19 protein-coding genes and 1 riboswitch are annotated in these 19,536 nt (G+C 68.5%); of the genes, 12 read left to right on the forward strand and 7 right to left on the reverse strand.

Annotated features, from left to right (window positions below; genetic code table 11):
- The 7 genes from ABZX92_RS09985 (at position 1) to ABZX92_RS10015 (ending at position 6,668) form a co-directional block, all read left to right on the forward strand.
- A complete protein-coding gene (locus tag ABZX92_RS09985) occupies positions 1-606 on the forward strand; it encodes a histidine phosphatase family protein (protein WP_355555968.1) in 606 nt (201 codons plus the stop codon).
- Complete coding sequence (octT, locus tag ABZX92_RS09990) at positions 567-1,298, forward strand: diglucosylglycerate octanoyltransferase (protein ID WP_355555971.1); 732 nt, start codon at positions 567-569, stop codon at positions 1,296-1,298. The genes ABZX92_RS09985 and octT overlap by 40 nt, the downstream gene beginning before the upstream one ends.
- A gap of 55 nt (positions 1,299-1,353) precedes the next feature.
- Positions 1,354-2,247: a DegV family protein gene (locus ABZX92_RS09995; protein WP_355555974.1), complete on the forward strand. Its 894-nt coding sequence runs from the start codon at positions 1,354-1,356 to the stop codon at positions 2,245-2,247.
- Positions 2,248-2,334: 87 nt separating this feature from the next.
- On the forward strand, positions 2,335-3,021 hold the full coding sequence (locus tag ABZX92_RS10000; RefSeq protein ID WP_355555977.1) for a ComEA family DNA-binding protein: 687 nt from the start codon (positions 2,335-2,337) through the stop codon (positions 3,019-3,021).
- Positions 3,018-3,347: a hypothetical protein gene (locus tag ABZX92_RS10005; protein ID WP_355555980.1), complete on the forward strand. Its 330-nt coding sequence runs from the start codon at positions 3,018-3,020 to the stop codon at positions 3,345-3,347. The genes ABZX92_RS10000 and ABZX92_RS10005 overlap by 4 nt, the downstream gene beginning before the upstream one ends.
- Positions 3,348-3,921: 574 nt before the next feature.
- Entirely contained in the window at positions 3,922-6,330 is a 2,409-nt protein-coding gene (locus ABZX92_RS10010) for a ComEC/Rec2 family competence protein (RefSeq protein ID WP_355555983.1), read from the forward strand.
- Positions 6,213-6,668: a hypothetical protein gene (locus ABZX92_RS10015; protein ID WP_355555986.1), complete on the forward strand. Its 456-nt coding sequence runs from the start codon at positions 6,213-6,215 to the stop codon at positions 6,666-6,668. The genes ABZX92_RS10010 and ABZX92_RS10015 overlap by 118 nt, the downstream gene beginning before the upstream one ends.
- Before the next feature lie 64 nt (positions 6,669-6,732).
- Here the strand turns inward: ABZX92_RS10015 and thrC are convergent, their stop codons facing one another.
- Entirely contained in the window at positions 6,733-7,989 is a 1,257-nt protein-coding gene (thrC, locus tag ABZX92_RS10020; RefSeq protein WP_355555989.1) for a threonine synthase, read from the reverse strand.
- 11 nt (positions 7,990-8,000) lie between these two features.
- Positions 8,001-8,132, reverse strand: a riboswitch (SAM riboswitch).
- A gap of 78 nt (positions 8,133-8,210) precedes the next feature.
- Here thrC and holA point away from each other — a divergent pair.
- Positions 8,211-9,188, forward strand: coding sequence for a DNA polymerase III subunit delta (gene holA / locus ABZX92_RS10025; RefSeq protein WP_355555991.1), 978 nt, complete (start codon positions 8,211-8,213; stop codon positions 9,186-9,188).
- A 1-nt stretch (position 9,189) separates the two neighbouring features.
- Here the strand turns inward: holA and ABZX92_RS10030 are convergent, their stop codons facing one another.
- The 4 genes from ABZX92_RS10030 to ABZX92_RS10045 all read right to left on the reverse strand — a co-directional run bounded on the left by ABZX92_RS10030 (position 9,190) and on the right by ABZX92_RS10045 (position 13,858).
- Positions 9,190-9,648 (reverse strand): hypothetical protein, encoded by a 459-nt coding sequence (locus ABZX92_RS10030; RefSeq protein ID WP_355555994.1) that lies wholly within the window; start codon positions 9,646-9,648, stop codon positions 9,190-9,192.
- Between the two features lie 170 nt (positions 9,649-9,818).
- A complete protein-coding gene (locus tag ABZX92_RS10035) occupies positions 9,819-11,090 on the reverse strand; it encodes a cytochrome P450 (RefSeq protein ID WP_355555997.1) in 1,272 nt (423 codons plus the stop codon).
- A 114-nt stretch (positions 11,091-11,204) separates the two neighbouring features.
- Positions 11,205-11,471, reverse strand: a complete 267-nt coding sequence (rpsT, locus tag ABZX92_RS10040) for a 30S ribosomal protein S20 (protein WP_030479455.1) — start codon at positions 11,469-11,471, stop codon at positions 11,205-11,207.
- 122 nt (positions 11,472-11,593) lie between these two features.
- Positions 11,594-13,858, reverse strand: coding sequence for a glycoside hydrolase family 3 N-terminal domain-containing protein (locus tag ABZX92_RS10045; protein ID WP_355556000.1), 2,265 nt, complete (start codon positions 13,856-13,858; stop codon positions 11,594-11,596).
- A 151-nt stretch (positions 13,859-14,009) separates the two neighbouring features.
- Between ABZX92_RS10045 and ABZX92_RS10050 the strand changes: the two genes are divergently transcribed.
- Positions 14,010-14,738 (forward strand): PIG-L deacetylase family protein, encoded by a 729-nt coding sequence (locus ABZX92_RS10050; RefSeq protein ID WP_355556003.1) that lies wholly within the window; start codon positions 14,010-14,012, stop codon positions 14,736-14,738.
- Here the strand turns inward: ABZX92_RS10050 and ABZX92_RS10055 are convergent.
- Complete coding sequence (locus tag ABZX92_RS10055) at positions 14,735-14,941, reverse strand: hypothetical protein (protein WP_355556006.1); 207 nt, start codon at positions 14,939-14,941, stop codon at positions 14,735-14,737. The genes ABZX92_RS10050 and ABZX92_RS10055 overlap by 4 nt on opposite strands.
- Positions 14,941-15,870, reverse strand: a complete 930-nt coding sequence (locus ABZX92_RS10060; protein WP_355556008.1) for an SPFH domain-containing protein — start codon at positions 15,868-15,870, stop codon at positions 14,941-14,943. Before ABZX92_RS10060 ends, ABZX92_RS10055 begins: the two co-directional genes overlap by 1 nt.
- Before the next feature lie 72 nt (positions 15,871-15,942).
- Between ABZX92_RS10060 and ABZX92_RS10065 the strand changes: the two genes are divergently transcribed.
- The 3 genes from ABZX92_RS10065 to ABZX92_RS10075 all read left to right on the forward strand — a co-directional run bounded on the left by ABZX92_RS10065 (position 15,943) and on the right by ABZX92_RS10075 (position 19,238).
- A complete protein-coding gene (locus tag ABZX92_RS10065; RefSeq protein WP_355556011.1) occupies positions 15,943-16,377 on the forward strand; it encodes an NUDIX hydrolase in 435 nt (144 codons plus the stop codon).
- Positions 16,378-16,419: 42 nt separating this feature from the next.
- Entirely contained in the window at positions 16,420-17,766 is a 1,347-nt protein-coding gene (locus tag ABZX92_RS10070) for a polysaccharide lyase 6 family protein (protein ID WP_355556013.1), read from the forward strand.
- Between the two features lie 131 nt (positions 17,767-17,897).
- Positions 17,898-19,238, forward strand: a complete 1,341-nt coding sequence (locus ABZX92_RS10075; protein WP_355556016.1) for a polysaccharide lyase 6 family protein — start codon at positions 17,898-17,900, stop codon at positions 19,236-19,238.
- Positions 19,239-19,536 lie beyond the last annotated feature (298 nt).

Here is a 19,536-nt window from a genome sequence, read left to right on the forward strand (position 1 = left end):
ATGGCCCTGAGCCGGCTCGTGCTGTGGCGGCACGGTGAGACCGACTACAACGCGACAGGTCGTCTGCAGGGTCATCTGGACTCGGCGCTCACCGAGACCGGCTTGAACCAGGCCCGGTTCGCCGTGCCGGTGCTCGCCGGGTTCGAACCGGAGCTCGTGGTCGCCTCCGACCTGCAACGCGCGCGCGACACGGCCCGGGTTTTCACCACATCGGCTGACGTTCCGCTGCGGATCGACGAGCGGCTGCGCGAGACGCACCTGGGCAAGTGGCAGGGGCTGAACCTGGCAGAGGTGGAGCAGGAGTGGCCTGGTCAGGTCACCATCTGGCGCACCGACCCCACCTACACCCCGCCGGACGGGGAGTCGCGCGTCGAGGTCGCCGAGCGGGCCATCCAGGTCGTGCGGGAGGTGGACGCGGAGTTCTCCGGTACGGCCATGTTGTGTGCGCACGGGGGTCTGATCAGCGCGCTGACCGGGCGGTTGCTCGATCTGCCGGTGCAGACGTGGTCGCAGCTCGGCGGCATCTCGAACTGCCACTGGACCGTGTTCACGCGGCGCAACGACCGGTGGCGGCTGACGTCGTACAACGCGGGCACCACGCGTTGAGGCTGCTCGTCCTCGGCGACTCGCTGTCGTTCTTCGGGCCTTCCGGGGCGTTACCCGCTGATCATCCGCAGCTGTGGCACAACATCTGCGCTGCTTCGCTGGGGGGAACCGCGGAGCTGGCGGCCGGGTTCGGGTGGACGGCCCGGGACGCCTGGTGGGCGTTGACGGGGGACCCGCGGATCTGGTCGTTGCTGCCTTCCACGGACGTGCTGGTGTTCGCCGTGGGGAGCATGGACACGTTGCCCTCGCCGTTGCCCACGTATCTGCGTGAGGGGCTGCGTTATGTGCGGCCTGACTGGTTGCGGCGGTGGGTGCGCGCGCGTTACGCGGCTGCTCAACCGCTGTTGGCGCCCTACGCGCGCGCGTCGCTGCCTCCTGCGCTGACCGCGCGGTATCTGCGGGACATGTTGCAGTCGGTCCGCAATCTCCAGTACACGATGCCGGCGTTCGGGATCGTGCCGTCGGTGCATCGGGCGGCTACGTATGCGAACGCGCACCAGGGACACGCGGCTGCGGTCGCGGCTGTGCGCGGATGGGGCTCACGTGCTGGAGTGCCGTTGCTCGATCTGCCTTCGGTGATCGGGGAGCACGTGCGGTCCGGGGCCGGAAATCCGGACGGGATGCACTGGGGCTTCGAAGGGCACGAGCTGGTGGGCAAAGCCATGGCGGCCCTGATCTCGGCCAAGGCTTGATCTCGGCCGTGGCGTTGAGTCCCTCGGAGGAGTGAGCCCCGTAGGCTCGTCGCTCGTGCGCATCACCATCGTCACCGACTCCACGGCATACCTGCCCGAGGGGTTCGCGAAGCGCCATTCGATCACCGTGGTGCCGCTGCACGTGGCGGTCGACGGGGTCGGACGTCTCGACGGCGTCGACTTCGGTCCTTTCGAGCTCGCCGGTGCGCTGGCCGAGCACCGCCGGGTGACCACGTCTCGTCCGACGCCGGGCGAAATGGCGGACGTGTACCGGGACGTCTTGTCTTCTGCTGACGCTGTTGTGTCGGTGCATCTCTCTCGTGAACTGTCCGGGACGTGGGAGGCCGCACGGCTGGCTGCGGAGGAGGTCGGTCCTTCGCGGATTCGCGTCGTGGACTCGCGTTCGACCGGGATGGGGCTCGGGTTTTCTGTTTTGCGCGCATGTGCGGCCGTTGCTGACGGGTGTTCGCACGCCGAGGTGGAAGAGGCGGCGTCGTCTGCCGCTGCCCAGACCCGGATGTTCTTCTGCTTGGAAACGTTGGAGCACCTGCGCCGGGGTGGCCGGATCGGGACGGCGGCGGCTCTGGTGGGGACCGCGCTGGCCGTGAAGCCGTTGCTGCACATGGACGACGGCCGGATCGTGCCGCTGGAGAAGGTCCGCACGATGAGCCGGGCGGTGAGCCGCCTGGTCGATCTGGCGGCGGCCGCGGCGGGCGACGGTCCGGTCGGCTTGGCCGTGCACCACCTCGCCGCTCCCGAAAGGGCCGCTGAGCTGGCCACTCGCCTCGACGAACGGCTGCCGGGCTCGACCGGCTGCGTCATCTCGGAGGTCGGCGCGGTGATCGGCGCTCACACGGGCCCAGGTGTGCTGGGCGTGGTGGTGCTGCCGGGAGGACCCGACATCCTCCCACACACCCCCGACAATTCCCCGCTCTCCAGCCCCGAGTGATCGCGACCTGTCCACAACCCGCGAGTAATCCACAGCCCCGCGCTCACCCCGGTCTCCCCACCCACCCCACTCCGTAGCGTCACCCCCATGCTCCCCCGCCCCCACCCTGCCGACAGCGCGAGCGAACGCCTGGCCGCCCTGGCCGAGAAGGTCCGCGCCGACCCGACCCTGGTCCACTCCCGCTCAGAAGACTCGGACGAGCACGGCACACCCCGCCGCCGCTTCCGCCTGCCCCGTCTCCCGCGCCGAGGCCTGCTGGCCCTGGGCATCGCCGTCGCCTGCACGGTGATCGGCCTGGGCAGCTGGTGGCGGAGCCCGGCGGCGGAACAGGCGCCCGACGTGGCGCTGGTGAGCACCACGGCCCCGGCTCCTGAACTGGTCGTGAACGTGGTCGGCGAGGTCGCCACCCCGGGCCTCGTGACAGTGACCTCAGGCGCTCGCGTGGCCGACGCCATCCGCCTGGCCGGAGGCCTGAAACCGGGCGCCGACCTGCACAACCTGAACCTGGCTCGCAAGCTGACCGACGGCGAGCAGATAGCCGTGGGCATCCCGCCTCCAGCCGGTGCGGCCGCCGCAGCCCCGGCCAAACTGGACCTGAACTCGGCCACCGCGTCCGAACTGGACTCCCTGCCCGGCGTGGGCCCCGTGACGGCTCAACGCATCGTCGACCACCGCACGCGCAAGGGCCCGTTCGCCTCGGTCGACCAACTCCGCGACGTCGAAGGCATTGGCGACTCCAAGCTCGCCAAACTGGCCGACCTGGTCCACACATGACCCTCGCCTCCACGGCCGCGGCCCTCTACCTCCGCGCCAAGGCCCAACTCCACCAGCTAACGCACGCCTCTTCACTCCAGGCCGACCACAACCACCCGAGCAGCCCGATCGTTCTCGCCTTCCCGCTCCACGCCACCGGTGCCCGGAAGCGCCGCCGCCCTCGCCGCCCGCTGGCCACCGCGATCCACCGCCTGCTGCCCGCCTACCCACCCCCTCCGCCCGGCCCGCTCCCGCCAGCAGCCCCGGCCCAGGCCTCCCTGCCGCCGCCGAGCTCGCTCGCACCCCCGAAGCCGTCCTGTCGCCTGTGCGCGGCGGACACCGTTTAGCCAGCGCCCGCCCGTCCCACCCCAATCCGTCTTCCACCGGCAGGCCCGGTCTCGGCCTCGCTGCCTCTGCTCAACCCAGTCGCATTACCCCAGCTTCCCGGCACTAACTCACTCCACGGCAGCCCGCTCGCCCCTGCTGCCTTCGCCCCAACTCGCTCACGCCACCCGCCTGGTCTCGGCTTCGAACCGTCTTCCCGCTTCTGCGCAGCGGCCATCACCCAGCCAGTCCCGCATCCGGCCGTCCCGCGCCTGGCCGGTCCTGCACCCGCCAGTCCTGTACTTGGCCTGCCGCGCCTTCTGCCTCAGCGCACACCTGGAGTCACGTCATGCGATCTGTCCGCATCACTCGCCACACCACGCCCCAACCCACTGCGTCCAGCCGCCCCAACGCCCAGGGCAGGGGTCCGCAACGTCCGAGCCCCGTCGACCTCACCTGGCACCAACCGGGAGCCCGGCCGCTGGTCAGCCCACACGCCACCGCACTTCATTTTTCGGCGAGACCTGGGCCTCCTCTGCCGCGCCAAGGCAGTCCAAGCGGTGACCCGAGGCCTCCCACCGCACAACGGAGGCACCGGTGGTCCGCAAACACCAGATAACCCACGACTACCGCCTGGTCCCAGCGGCCGCGGCGGTGTGGATGACCGCCGTCGCCGGCCTCTTCCTGAGTTGGCAGGCGGCTGTCCTCACCGGACTGGTGGCGGGAACGATCGGCCTGGCCGCCTGGCGCAGGGCTTGGTGGACAAGAACGTGTGCGATCGCCCTCCTGATCTCCGGTCCGGTAGCCGCGGCCTGGGTGGGCGGCAACGTCTTCCGAGCCGAGACCCACCCACTTCGCCTGGTCGCCGACGAAGGCCGTTCCACCACGGTCACCGCGGAACTCACCACCAGGCCCAAAGGCATCCGGGCCGCGGGCTTCGGCGGTCACCAGGCGGGCATCGACCACGTGGTCATCACCGCGACCGCCAACGGTGCCCGCCTGGTCCTGCTGGCTCCGGCCGACCAGTGGCGGGATCTGTTGCCAGGCCAGGAGGTCACGGCCAAAGGCACGCTGGCTCCGCCTCGGGGTGGCGACCTGACGTCGGCACTGCTGAGGGTTCGCGGCCCGCCGATCGATCCGCGGCCGGCGCCGGCGTGGCAGCGCTGGGCGGACCACCTCCGCGACGGCCTGCGTGATGCAAGCGCGGTCCTCGATGACGAGGAAGCCGGGCTCCTGCCGGCGTTGGTGGTGGGCGACACCGACCACATGGTGCCGCGCATCGTCGACGAGTTCCGCACTGCCGGCCTCTCCCATCTGCTGGCTGTGAGCGGCGCCAACCTGGCCATCGTGTGCGGCGCGGTCTACCTGCTGGCCACGCGGCTCAGGGCCGGACCGCGAACTGCGGCAGCGGCCGCGATGGCGGCGCTCGTGGGGTTCGTGGTGCTGGCCGGTCCGGAGCCGAGCGTGCTGCGGGCGGCGGTGATGGGCGCGGTGACGCTGCTGGCGTTGGTGCTGGGGCGAACGCGGTCCACGTTGCCGAGCATCGCGGCCGCCGTGATCGTCCTGGTGCTCGTCGATCCGGCACTCGGCGGTGATCCGGGGTTCGCGCTGTCCGTCGTGGCGACGACGGCGTTGGTCCTGGTGGCGCCGAAGTGGTCGAGAGCGCTGAAGGAACGCGGCGTGCCGAACGGCCTGGCCGAGGCGATCGTCGTGCCCACGGCCGCAAGCCTGGCGACGGCTCCGCTGGTCGTCGGCCTCTCCGGTCAGGTGAGCCTGGTGGCGATCGTCGCCAACCTGGTCGCAGGGCCGGTGGTCGCACCGGCAACAGTCCTGGGTGTGGTGGCGGCAGCTGTCGCATCCCTGTACCGGCCGGGCGCCGAACTGGTCGTGCACATCGCGGGACCGGCAGTGACCTGGCTGATCCAGGTCGCACGGCAGGCGGCGACCGTGCCCGGTGCGTCGGTCGGCTGGCCGCAGGGCTGGCTCGGAGCGTTCGCGCTGACCGGAGTTCTGGCCGCGGTGGTGTTGTTGCTGCGGTTCAAGAAGACGCGGACGTTGGTCGTCGCGGTGCTGGTCGGCGGGTTCGTCGTGCTGGTGCCGATGCAGGTCGTGGCACCGGCTTGGCCACCGGACGACTGGAAGGTCGTCGCGTGCGACGTGGGCCAGGGCGACGCGCTCGTGCTGGCGACCGACGAGGCCGACCGAGCGGTCGTGGTGGACACCGGGCCCGATCCCGGTGCGGTCGACCGGTGCCTGAAGACGTTGGGAATCAAGAGGATTCCGCTCCTCGTGCTGACCCACCTGCACGCGGACCACGTGCAGGGCCTGCCCGCGGTGCTCACCGGGCGTGCGGTGGGGGCTATCGCGGTCGGTCCGCTCAAGGAGCCCGACTGGGCGTGGAAAGAGATCACCAAGCAGGCCCGCGGCCACGGCGTGCGGGTCGTGGAACCCAAGGCTGGCGAACGGTTCGCCTGGCCAGGACTGGAAGTGGAGGTGCTCGGGCCAAGACGGCCGCCGACAGCGGACGACACGAACACGACGGTCAACGACTACTCGCTCGTGCTCAGGGCGATCACACGAGCAGGCCGCGTGCTGCTCACCGGTGACGTCGAGCTGGCGGGCCAGTCGGCCTTGCTGGGAGATCGGGACCTGCGGGCCGACGTGCTCAAGGTGCCGCACCACGGTTCGCGGTACTCGCTGCCCGCGTTCCTCAAGGCCGCACAACCACGGATCGCGCTGGTGAGCGTGGGCACGGGCAACCGCTACGGCCACCCCAGCGAGCACGTGCTCGACCTGCTGCGGGCAGGTGGCGCGGTGGTGTTGCGCACGGACAAGGACGGCGACCTGGCCGTGTTGCCGGGAAACCGAACAGTGAGAAGGAGAAGAAGATGGTCTGGATCAGGCTCTACAACGCGCGCTACCCGATCCCCGGCGGCACGCCCGGCCTCGCGTGGGCGTTGTGGCAGACGAACTACACGGCGGCGCCATGGCCGCATGACGAGCTGAAACCCGATTTCGGTTACTACATCTGCGAAACACTCGACGACGGCACCCGCGCCCTCACCTACCGGGCGACGACCACGCACGTGCTGCCGCCCACCAAGGCGGCCAAGCCGGAGGAGGCGTACGACCTCGTCTCGGAGCACGTGTTCGACGACGGCATGCGGATCGCGCCACACGACTGGCACGACTACCACTACAACGTGCTGAAGGCGGAAGCCCCGTGGCCGCAACAGGTTGTGGCCTGGCGAGCGGAGGTGGAGCCGGTCGGGCCGCACACGATGGAAGTCCTGCAACGGTTCCCGCGCACGGGCTGGCTGCAGACCGAGGCGATTTCCCTCTGACACAACGCGGTCCGGGGACGCACGCGGCGTCCCCGGACCGGGATGAGGCTCAGGAAGGAGGTGACTAGGCCAGCGCCTTGATGACGGCCTCGGCCGACGGCGGCACCGTCGCGCGCGGGCCGATCGTGTCGCCGAGTGCGTCGAGGGTCTTCAGACCGTCGCCGGTGATCAGCAGCACGGTCTCGGCGTCCGGGTCGAGCTGGCCCGCCTCGATCAGCTTCTTCGCCGTCGCCACGGTCACGCCGCCGGCGGTCTCGGCGAAGATGCCCTCGGTGCGGGCGAGGAGCTTGATGCCCTCGACGACCTCTTCGTCGGTCACGTCCTCGATGGCGCCGTTGGTGCGGCGCACCGCGTCGAGCACGTACGGGCCGTCGGCCGGGGCGCCGATCGCCAGCGAGCGGGCGATCGTGTCCGGGCGGACCGGGCGGATGACGTCGTGGCCTTCCTTGTACGCGGCGGACACAGGCGAGCAGCCGGTGGCCTGGGCGCCGAACACGCGGTACGGGGTGGCTTCGACCAGGTCGAGCTGGCCGAGCTCGCGGAAGGCCTTGTCGACCTTGGTGAGCTGTGAGCCTGAGGCGATGGGCACGACGATCTGGTCGGGCAGGCGCCAGCCGAGCTGTTCGGCGACCTCGTAGCCGAGGGTCTTCGAGCCCTCCGCGTAGTACGGGCGGACGTTGACGTTCACGAACGCCCAGTCCTCGTGCTCCGCGGCGAGTTCCTGGGCCAGGCGGTTCACGTCGTCGTAGTTGCCGTCGACGGCGATCAGGGCGCCCTCGTAGACGGCGCTCATCAGGATCTTGGCACGCTCGAGATTGGAGGGCACGAGAACCACGGACTGCCAGCCCGCGCGGGCGGCGGCCGCGGCGACGGCGTTCGCCAGGTTGCCGGTCGACGGGCAGGCCAGGACCTTGAAGCCGAGCTCGCGGGCGGCGGCGAGTGCCACGCCGACCACGCGGTCCTTGAAGGAGTGGGTGGGGTTGCCGGTGTCGTCCTTCACCCAGACCTTGCGGACGCCCAGGGCCTTGGCGAGGTTGTGGGCCTCGACCAGGCGGGTGCCGCCGGGGTCGGTGTTCGGGTGCTGTTCCACAGTGGACGGAACGGGGAGAAGGCCGCGGTAGCGCCAGATCGACCTGGGGCCGGCTTCGATGTCCTCGCGCCGGATCTTGCCGAAGTCGTAGGCCACTTCCAGCGGCCCGAAACACTCCAGACAGGCGTACTCAGGAGCGAGAGGGGTTTCATTCCCGCATTCCCGGCACAGCAGTGCGCGGGCGGGGCCGAGGTCGAACTTGGTGCCCGTGGGCACGGAGACAGCAGTCATCGCGAGGTATCTCCTCATCTTTCCCGCGAAATCGAACGGGTCGGAATTGGCACCGTGATCGTCTGCGCGTGCACTGGTGCACTGCGCTGACGCCGGTTGCCGGGGCTTCTTCGGGCCGGTCCCTCTGCCCCTCTGGATGAGCGGTGTTCAGTTGTGGCTCCCAAGCTACGGCACCAGTCCGTTGCTCAGCCACAGACGTCCACGATCCGGGACGTGGGAGGATGCGGAGCGTGAGCGCACCGGAGTCACTGCACCTCGTCGTCGGCGAGGAGGAGCTGCTGGTCGAACGTGCTGTTCGGGCGGCTCTCGAGGCCGCACGCACGGTCGATCCGACCGCCGATCTGACCCGTGTGCAGGTGACTGATCTCACGCCTCCGGAGCTGGCTGAGCTGGTCAGCCCGTCGCTGTTCGCGGAGGGGCGCGTGATCGTCCTGCAGAACGCGCAGGACATCGGCAAGGAGGTCGCCGACACGGTGCTCTCCTACATCAAGGCGCCCGCGGACGGGGTCACGCTCGTCGTCCTGCACACGGGCGGTGGTCGTAGCAAGGCGGCCAAGGACCTGCCAGGACAGCTGAAGAAGGCCGGTGCCGCGGTCACCGAGTGCGCCAAGATCACCAAGCCCGCTGAGCGGGAGTCGTTCGTGCGCAACGAGGTGCGGCAGGCGGGCGGCAAGATCGACGCCGAGGCCGTCGCCACGCTCATCGACGCCGTGGGCACGAACCTGCGCGAGCTCGCGGCGGCGGCGTCCCAGCTCGTCTCCGACACCGACGGCAAGGTGACGGTCGACGAGATCCGCCGCTACCACCAGGGCAAGGCCGAAGTGACCGGGTTCGCGGTCGCCGAGAAGGCCGTGACCGGTGACCGGGCGGGCGCGATGGAGGCGTTGCGCTGGGCCATGCAACTCGGTGTGCCGCACGTGCTGGTCGCGGACGCGCTGGCCGACGCGGTGCGCACGGTCGCGCGCGTGTCCGCGGTGGGCCGGGCCGACCCGTTCAGCCTGGCCGGCCCGCTCGGCATGCCGCCGTGGAAGATCAAGAAGGCACAGGCCCAGGCCCGCGGCTGGGACCAGACCGGTCTCGCCGACGCGATGCAGGTGGTCGCGGGGCTCAACGCCGACGTGAAGGGTGTGGCGGCAGACGCCGACTACGCGCTCGAACGCGCGGTGCTCAAGATCGTCGCGTCGCACGGCCGCCGCTGAGTCACCGCGGCACCCCGATCAGGTGCTGGGCGCCCGTGAGGCCCGGCACGACACCGATCTTCCAGGTGAACGTTTCGGTGCCGGAGAGGCCGTCGACCATCCGCCGCAGTTCCGCGCGCCCGTACATGCGCAGGAACGACACGACGCTGCCGAAGAACATCATGAAAGGCAGCACCGGCACCAGACAGGTCAGCACCAGCCGCAGCAGGTAGCGGGGGAGCGGATTGCGCTGGAACGGCGCGGAGATCAGCACCATCAGCGTCGTCAGGAACGGGAACAGCAGCGGGTACACGAACGACCGTTTGGTGTCGACGACGACCACCGGCTGCCGGGTGTCGACGGCGTTCTGGAGCATCCGCGTGGCCAGAGCAGGCGGGAAGTGGTGGAAGGCGCCGTAGATCGTCCGCGTGCCCTCAAGGGAGCAGTCCGTGGCGTCGACGGACGACGGCTCGTAGTCCACCGCGCAACATTCGGGAAGCGCTCGCCCGTTCGTGGCCTGAACCCGTTGGAACGCAGGGACATTCTCAGCGTGACCTGGGTGTACACACCCTCGCGGTGCAGCCGGCGCTGGATCAACGGCATCGGTCCGCCCGAGCCGGCGTGCGGTCGAGGTCGTGCAGCTCCACGAACTCAATGCGCGGAAGCGATTCCTTGGCTCCTATGCCTGCTGGTCAACCGCACTGGCAGTCCATCCGCCGGAAAGGGCAGACCGCGGCGGTTCCACGGCATCTCGTAGCCGGCCTCGACGGACCACTCGAAGCGCTCCAGCAGTTGCTGCATCACGGCGTCGACGACCATGCCCGCGAAGTGCATCCCGATGCACTTGTGCACACCGCCGCCGAACGGGATCCAGGCGTACCGGTGCACCTTGTCCTCAGCCCGCTCCGAGCTGAACCGCAACGGGTCGAACGCCATCGGGTTCGTCCACAGCTCGTGCATGTGGTGGTTGAACTGGGGGATGGTCTGGACGTACGTGCCCACGGCGAGCGGATGCCCCAGCACGGACGTCGGCCGCACCACGCGCCGGACCAGGTGCGGCAACGGCGGGGCGAGCCGCAGCACCTCCTTGCGCACCAGCTCCACCGCGGCACCGTCCTCACGACACCGCTGCTGCCAAGAAGGGTTCCTGCCGAGGTAGTAGATCATCGTCGAGAGCGCGATCGTCGACGTGTCCCGCGCGGCCAGCAGCAACAGGATCATGTGGTTGACCACGTCGGTCGCGGTGAAGCTGGCGCCGTCGTCGGTCGCGGCCTCGCAGAGCATGCTGAGCACGTTGTCGGCAGGTCCGCCCGAAGCGCGCCGCGACGCCACCCACGCGCCGAAGATCGTCTCCAGGTGCCGCCGGGCCGTCAGCCCGCGAGACCAGCTCAGGCCGGGCACGGGGAAGCGCACGAGTCCCGTCGAGGCGCGCAGACACGCCTCGAACAGCCGGTTCACCTCGTCGGCCTCCGCGCCGAGCCCCGAGCCGGTGAGCACCTCGGACGTCAGGTTGAAGACCATCTCGCGCACCGCCGGGTACACCTGGAACTGCGCGTTGACCGGCCACGACGCCAGCTCGCGGGGGATCGCCGGGAGCATCCGCGCGCGATAGGCCGACAGGCGTGCGGGCAGGAACGCCTGCTGCATGATCCGCCGGTGGTGCAGGTGCTCGTCGAAGTCGAGCAGCAGCAGGCCGCGGTGGAAGAACGGCCCGACGAACCTCTCCCAGCCGCCACCGTTGGAGAAGGCCTTGTTGCGGTTGAGCAGCACTTCCTCGGTGGCGTCCGGGCCGAGCGCGAGAGTCATCCGCACGCCGAACATCGGCACGGAGGACACCGGGCCGAACCTGTCGTAGCGGTCGCGCGCCCAGTCCACGGGGCTGCGCATGTACGCGATCGTCTCGCCGAGGACGGGCAGCTTCATGCTCGAACGCTGTCACCCGCGACGTCGGGCAACCACGGAGAAAGCGAAAGGGTTCCACTTCCCGCAGGAAGTGGAACCCCTTCTGAAGCTCTTGCGAGAGCCTGAAGCGCGAAATCAGCCCTCGAGGGAGTTCGCGCGCAGAGCCATCGCCGACTTCTTGTTGGCGGCCTGGTTGGCGTGGATGACGCCCTTGGTGGCGGCCTTGTCGAGCTTGCGGGACGCGTCCTGCAGCAGCTCCAGGGCCTTCGCCTTGTCACCGGCCTCGGCAGCCTCGCGGAACTTGCGGATGGCCGTCTTCAGGGACGACTTGACCGACTTGTTGCGAAGGCGAGCCTTCTCGTTGGTCTTGATCCGCTTGAGCTGGGACTTGATGTTCGCCATGCGACATCACCCTTCTTGTCGAAACCGGAGTTCGTGACGCGCTTGGTCGGCACCAGCCTGAGCTGGCTCTCCTCCACGGCGGAGCGCCGCGCGTTCACGACGACGAAGGATATCAGGCCAGCTCAGCGCACCGTGAACGCGGCCTTCTCCGCACCCACCACGGCCTCGTAACCACCACGTGCGACCTCACGCCGCCCGTCGCCGTCCACATCGCCCACGGTCAGGGCCAGCTGCGAGAGCTTGAACGACACCTCGACCTGCTTCGACTGTCCCGCACCGAGTTCCACGCGCGTGAAGCCCACCAGACGAGCGTCCGGCGTCAACACCGGCGAGGCGGGCTGACGCACGTAGACCGGCACCACGACCGTGCCCGCACGCCCACCGGTGTTCGCCACCGTGAACTTCACCACGCCGTTCGAACGATCAACCGCCACCGAAGTACCCGAAGTGGTGAACGACGTGTACGAGAGCCCGTGCCCGAACGGGTACAGCGCGTCGTACTTGGCCCCAGCCGACGTGTTCGCGCCAGGCAGCTGGTCGTAGGTCAAAGTCGGGTCGCCCAGAGCCTTGGGCCACGACACCGACAACCTGCCGCTCGGGTTCACCGCGCCGAACAGCACGTCGGCGATCCCGCGGCCGCCCTCGCTGCCCGGCAACCAGCCCGCGACCAGCGCGTTCGCGTCGGCCGCACCACCGAGAACCTGCGGACGAGCCGTCAGCAGCACCACGACGACGGGCTTGCCGGTCGCCTGCACCGAGTCGACCCACGCCTGCTGCTCGGCCGTCAGCACGGGGTTCTCCGTGTCGGCAGGACCCTCCGCACCGGGCTTCTCACCCAGGACGACGACGACCGCGTCCGCACCGGCTGCCTCGGAAACAGCAGCCGCGGGCGTGGCAGCGTGCACAACGGACGCACCAGGAGCGGCCTCGCGAATACCGGTCAGCACGGTCGCGGTCGGCGGCAACGGCGAGTCGTCCGGCACGCCCTGCCACTCGACGGTCCAGCCACCGAGCTGACGGCGCACGTCATCGGCGGTCTCACCGGTCACCACGATCTTCTTCGCGGCAGCCGACAACGGCAGCACACCGTCGTTCTTCAGCAGCACCGCGCCCTCGGCGGCAGCACGACGAGCCAGGTCTCGATCAGCGTTCACCACGTTGGCATCGGCCTTCGAGGCATCCACGTAAGGCTTCTCGAACAGCCCCAGATCGAACTTGAGCTTCAAAACCCGCCGCACCGCCTGGTCGATCCGCCCGCGCGACACCGACCCGTCACGCACGTTCGCCAGCAGCAACGACGTGAACTCGGCCGCGTTCGACGGCTCCATCGCCATGTCCACCCCGGCGTTGACGCTCATCGCGATCGCCGTCTTGTAGTCCGGCGCGACCTTGTGCCGGTCCACCAGGTACTTCATGTCCTGCCAGTCCGACACCGCGACGCCCTTGAAGCCCATGCGCTCACGCAGCTGCTTCTGCAGCATGTACTTCGACGCGTGCACCGGCACCCCGTTGATGGACCCGGAGTTGATCATCACTGTGCGCACACCCGCGTCGAACTGCGCCTGGAACGACGGCAGCACCACGTCCTGCAGCTGACGGATCGGAATCTGCGCGGGCGAGCGGTCGTGGCCGTTCTCCGGCGCCGAGTAGCCCGCGAAGTGCTTCGCGGTCGCGGTCAGCTGAGCCGTGTCGTCCACATGCGACTGCTGCCCGCGCACGTTCGCCGCTGCCATCTGCCCAGCGAGGAACGAGTCCTCGCTGTAGGTCTCGTAGTAGCGGCCCCACCGAGTGTCGCGCGCGATGTCCGACACCGGCGCGAAGTTCCAGAACACGCCCGTCGACCGCAACGCCTTGGACGCGGACACACCGATCTGCTCCGACAACGCGGGGTCCCACGTCGCGCCGAGCCCGATCTGGTGCGGGAACATCGTCGCGGAGATGACGTTGTTGTGCCCGTGCACGCCGTCCGCGCCGTAGATGACCGGGATCTTCAACCGGTTGTGCTCCAACGCATAGCGCTGGATCGCGTTGTTCATCTCGGCCCACGCGCGCGGCGTGTTGTCGACCGGCGCGTCACCACCACCGGACAGGATCGAGCCCGTGTGCGCGTCGGAGAGCACCGCCTTCAGACACGTGTCCACCAACGGCCCGTTGGCGTTGTTGCAGTCACCGCGCAGCTTGCCCACGCGGATCTGCACCATCTGCCCGATCTTCTCCTCGAGCGTCATTCTCCGGAGCAGGTCCTCGACCCGGCGCTCCGACGACGCCCGAGCGTCCAGGTAGATCTCCTTGCCCGCCGCCAGACCACCGGCCGGTGTCAGCGACGCGATCACCACAGCAACGCTCAGCACACCGAGCCCGGTGCGCTTGCGGGAAAACAAAGACAAGACTCCTCCACGTTCCCGTGCGCCCGCCGCACACGATCGCGTGGGGGAGTCGGACGAGAACACCTCCGAACGGAGGAACTCCGTGAGAGCGGTTTCATGCTGGTGAAACGCCTGTTCAGCCGCCTGCGCTGAAACAGGGAATGATGCGCGCATGACACTGCCCGCGCTCCCAGAAGAGTTCCAGCGCGTGCTCTGCGTCGTCGCGCACCCCGACGACATGGAGTACGGCCTGTCCTCCGCCGTCGCCCGCTGGACCGCGAGCGGCATCGAGGTCGGCTACCTCCTGCTCACCCGCGGCGAAGCCGGCATGCCGAACCCTCCGGAAGAGACCGCACGTCTGAGACTCGCCGAACAACAGGCCGCCTGCGCCGCGGTCGGCGTCGAGCAGCTGACCGTCCTCGACCACCCGGACGGCGTCCTCGTCTACGGCCTCGACCTGCGCCGGGACATCTGCCGCGAGATCCGCCGGTTCAAGCCCGACGTCGTGCTCGGCAGCAACTTCGACGTCGACACCCCGCACGGCTTCGAGCAGGCCGACCACCGCGCGGCCGGGCTCGCGACCCTCGACGCGATCAGGGACGCGGGCAACCGGTGGATCTTCCCGGAGCAGGTCGACGAGGGCCTCGAACCGCACTCCCCGCGCTGGTACCTGGTCCCGGGGTTCGGCGGCCCGACCCACGGCGTCGACGTGACGGGGGAACCGCTGCGGCGCGGCGTGGCCTCGCTCGAAGCACACGCCGCGTACCTGGCCGCGATCCCCGGCCACCCCGCCCCCGCGGACTTCATCCCGAAGATCGCCGAGATGGGCGGGCAGGCCATGGGCGTCGAGCACGCGGTGCTGTTCCGCGCCCGTGACCTGCACGCACGACCAGAGCTCTAGTCGGCGTCCGGGTTCTTCGGGGGCCTGCCGCGGCGAGGCATCTTCTTCGCCTCGCCCGGCAGCCGGCCCGCCTCCGCCAGCGCACGCCGCAGCAGGAACTCGATCTGCGCGTTGGTGCTGCGCAGCTCGTCGTTCGCCCACCTGCTCAACGCGTCGTGCACGGCCGGATCGAGCCTGAGCAGAACGCTCTTCCGCTCAGCCATCAGGTGTAGAGCGAACCGGCGTTCACCACGGGCTGCGTGGAACGGTCACCGCACAGGACGACGAGCAGGTTCGACACCATCGCCGCCTTGCGTTCCTCGTCGAGCTCGACGACGTTCTGCTCGGAGAGCCGCTGCAACGCGAGCTCGACCATGCCGACGGCGCCCTCGACGATCCGGGTCCGCGCCGCCACGACCGCCGAAGCCTGCTGCCGCTGCAACATGGCCTGGGCGATCTCCGGCGCGTACGCGAGGTGCGTGAGCCGCGACTCGATCACCTTCACACCCGCGGCCTGCACCCGTGCCGAAATTTCGATCGCCAGCGTCTCGGTGATCTCGTCGGCGTTCTCCCGCAACGAAAGCCCGGCTTCCTCGTGGCTGTCGTACGGGTAGCTCGTCGCGATGTGCCGTACCGCGGTCTCCGTCTGGATGCCCACGAACCGCACGAAGTCGTCGACCTCGAACCGTGCGCGCGCAGTGTCCTCCACGTGCCACACGACGACGGCGGCGATCTCGATCGGGTTGCCGTCCGCGTCGTTGACCTTCAAGGTCTGCGTCTCGTGGTTGCGGATCCGGGTCGAGATCTTCTCCCGCGTGGTGAACGGGTTCGCCCACCGCAGACCGTCCGTGCGCACCGTGCCCACGTAACGGCCGAGGAACTGCAGCACGCGCGCCTCACCGGGCGCGACCGTGAACAGCCCCTTCATGATCAGCGACGCCGCGAACAGCACCAGCACGCCCGCGATCAGGATCCCGGGTGACGGGTCCCGGCCTGCGTCCGCGGCGTCCATGACGCCCTTGACCAGCACCCACACGCCCACCGCGTACACCACCAGTCCTGCGAAGAACATCGGCAGACCGGGCAGCTCCCATGCGTGCTTCTCACGCACAGCAGGCGCCGGCATGTGCACCTTCGTGTCGATCGCGCTCATCCGAACCCCCTGTCGAAGTACTAGCTAAGTGATATCACTTTTATAGCATGATCGCCAGCTAGGCTGATCCGCATGAGGGCGAAGAAGCAGCGTGTGGCCGCGTACGGGGTGTGCATCAACGAAAACGACGAGATCCTGCTCGCGCGCTTCATCGCGCGGGAGGGCAGGCAGTGGATCCTTCCCGGAGGTGGGCTCGACCACGGCGAACACCCGTACGACGCGGTGATCCGGGAGTTCGAGGAGGAGACCGGCTACCACGTCGAGGTGGTCCGGTTGCTCGGCATCGACTCGGAGTTCCGCGAGGAGCCGGACCGCGACTACCACGCGTTGAGGATCATGTACGAGGTGCGGATCGTGGGTGGCGAGCTGCGCAACGAGGTGGGCGGCACGACGGACCTCGCCCAGTGGTTCCCGCTCGCAGACATCGGACAACTGGATCGCCTGTCGTCGCTCGATACGGCCCTTGGTTTGTATCGAACTAGTCCACCTGCAGGGATCTTGCGGTAACTTACGTCTACCGCCGCCGACGACCACCAATGGAGTTGGCGAATGATCCGATCACTGGCTGCAGTCGGCGCGGTCGCCCTGCTGTCATCCTTCGTCGGAGTCCCTGCGTACGCGGCTGTCGTCGGCGTCTCGACCGTGTCCTCCCTCCAGGCCGCGATCGACACCGCCCGGCCCGGTCAACGCCTCGTGCTCGCCGACGGCGTGCACCTGGCCGACCAGCCGATCAAGATCACGAAGTCCGGCATCACCATCGCCGCCCAGACCGTCGGCGGCACGGTGTTCACCAGCGGTGGCTTCCAGCTCGGCAACGTCCAGCACGTGACCATCGAGGGCTTCGTCTTCGACGGCACGAGCTCGCTGGACGTGCCGGCCGAAGCGCAGGCCACCCGCATCACGCGCAACACCTACAACGGCAACAAGAGCGGCGCCTCGCTGAGCGTGAGCGCGGACGACGTCGAGGTCGACCACAACACGTTCTCCAACCGCACCAGCGAGGGTGTGTACCTGCAGATCACCGGCCCCGGCAGCGACATCGCCAAGCGGTCGCACATCCACCACAACTACTTCTACAACCACCAGTTCAAGGGTGCGAACGGCGGCGAGTCGATCCGGCTCGGCTACAGCCACAAGCAGTCGAAGTCCGCGAACGCGATCGTCGAGTACAACCTCTTCGAGAAGGCGGACGGCGACTCCGAGGCCATCTCCGTCAAGTCCTCGGACAACACCATCCGCTACAACACGATCCGCGACAGCCGGGGCTACCTCGTCCTGCGCCACGGCAACCGGTCCACGGTCGAGGGCAACCTGCTGTTCAACAGCGGCATCCGGTTCCACGGCAACGACCACAAGATCTACAACAACTACGTGGAGAACACCCGCGACCGCGCGATGGTGTTCGGTTCCGGCAGCGAGGCGGACAGCGGCCCGACCTCCAAGGAACACGACCGGCCGGACCGCGTGACGGTCGCCTTCAACACGCTCATCGGCACCGGCGCGGTCGTCGACAGCGACGGCGGCAACTTCAAGCCGAAGGACTGCGTGCTCGCGAACAACATCATCAAGGGCTCGTCCGGTGGTGTCGTCTCGATGCGCAGCGGTTCGATCGTGAAGTACGAGGGCAACGTCATCTGGGGCGGCACCGGCGGCAGCATGCCGGCGGGCGGTTACAAGTCCGTGGACCCGAAACTCGTGAAGGACTCCAACGGACTGTTCCGCCTTTCCTCCGGTAGTCCCGCTATCGACGCGTCGGTGGGCACCTACTCCTACGTGACGCGCGATTTCGACCCCCAGGAACGCTCCGGCAAGGCCGACGTCGGTGCGGACGAGTACAGCTCGTCGGCGCTGCGCAAGGCGCTGACCAAGGCGGACGTCGGTCCCACGGCGCCGTAGCCCCTGAGGGCAGACATCGGATCCATCCCTGCAGGACGAGGCAAGCGGCGTCTGCCGAACTGCCCCGTCCGCAGGAACTCCTCAGTACTTTCGGCCCACCGCCGCAGAAGTGCCACCACAGGAGTTGGCAAATGATCCGATCACTAGCCGTCGTAGGTGCGGCTGCCCTGCTGTCTTCGTTAGTTCAGACGCCCGCGGACGCCGCGGTGGTGAGCGTGCCGAACGTCGCGGCCCTGCAAGCCGCGATCAACAAGGCCAGGTCCGGCCAGCGCATCGTGCTCACGGACGGCGTGCACCGCGCCGACAAGCGGATCAAGATCACCAAGTCGAGGATCACCATAGCGGCCACGCACACCGGTCGCGCCGTGTTCAACGCCGGTGGCTTCGAGTTCGGCGCAGTCCGCGGCGTGACCGTCGAAGGCTTCGTCTTCTCCGGCACGAGCTCTCTGGTGGTGCCGGCCGAGGCGGCCGGGAGTCGTATCACCCGCACCACCTTCGACGGCGACAAAGCCGGTGACTCTCTCACGGTGAGCGCGGACGACGTAGAGGTCGACCACAACACCTTCTCGAACCGCACCAACGAGGGCGTGTACCTGCAGATCACCGGTCCGGACGGCAAGATCGCCCAACGGACGAAGGTGCACCACAACTACTTCTACAACCACAGCTACAGCGGCCTGAACGGCGGCGAGTCGATCCGGGTCGGCCTCAGCTACAAGCAGCAGCTGTCCGCCAACGCCGTCGTCGAGAACAACCTGTTCGAGAAGGCGAACGGCGATCCCGAAGCCATCTCGGTGAAGTCCTCGGACAACACGATCCGCTTCAACACGATCCGGGACAGCAAGGGCTACCTCGTGCTGCGTCACGGCAACCGCTCCACGGTTGAAGGCAACCTGCTGTTCGGCAGTGGCATCCGGTTCCACGGAAACGACCACAAGGTGTTCAACAACTACGTGGAGAACAGCGGCGACCGCGCGATCGTGTTCGGCAAGGGTTCGGAGACCGACAGCGGCCCGACCTCCAAGGAACACGACCGCCCGGACCGCGTGACCGTCGCCTTCAACACCCTGATCGGCACAGGCGCCGTGGTCGACAGCGACACCGGTACTTACGCACCTAAGGACTGCGTGCTCGCGAACAACGTCATCAAGGGCTCGTCGTCGAAGCTCATCGACATGATGAGCGGTTCGACGGTCAAGTACGAGGGCAACATCGTGTGGGGAGGAACCGCCGGCATCTCCACCGGCTACCGCTCGGTCGACCCGAAGCTGGTGCGCGACGCGCACGGTCTGTTGCGCCTCGCGTCCGGGAGCCCGGCGATCGAGAGCTCCGCGGGGACGTACTCGTACGTGACGCGCGATTTCGATCCGCAGTCCCGTGTCGGCAAGCCCGATGTGGGCGCCGACGAGTACAGCGCGTCGGCCTCCCGGAGGCCGCTGACGCCGGCGGATGTCGGGGTCTCCGCACCCTGAGCCGGGCATTTGTCCTGGTGGTCGCACGTTTCGCGGCCACTGGGACCCCCCGATTTGGAGATCGAAACGGGCTTGTGTAATGTTCTCTCTGCCAGCGCGGAACGGGCCGGAAATCAAAACCGGAACGAGCGGGGCACAAGCCGGAGAGAGAAAGCCTCCTAGAGGCCGATTTGACACCGGCGAGCAGAACCAAATAAGCTTCAGCAACACAAGCCCCGGAAGTAATCAGCCGAAAAGCTGACGTGACTGCGGTGAGCGCGTGTTCTTTGAGAACTCAACAGCGTGCCGAAACACAGCC

The sequence above is a fragment of the Lentzea sp. NPDC006480 genome, from assembly GCF_040611995.1.
Classification (GTDB): Bacteria; Actinomycetota; Actinomycetes; order Mycobacteriales; family Pseudonocardiaceae; genus Lentzea.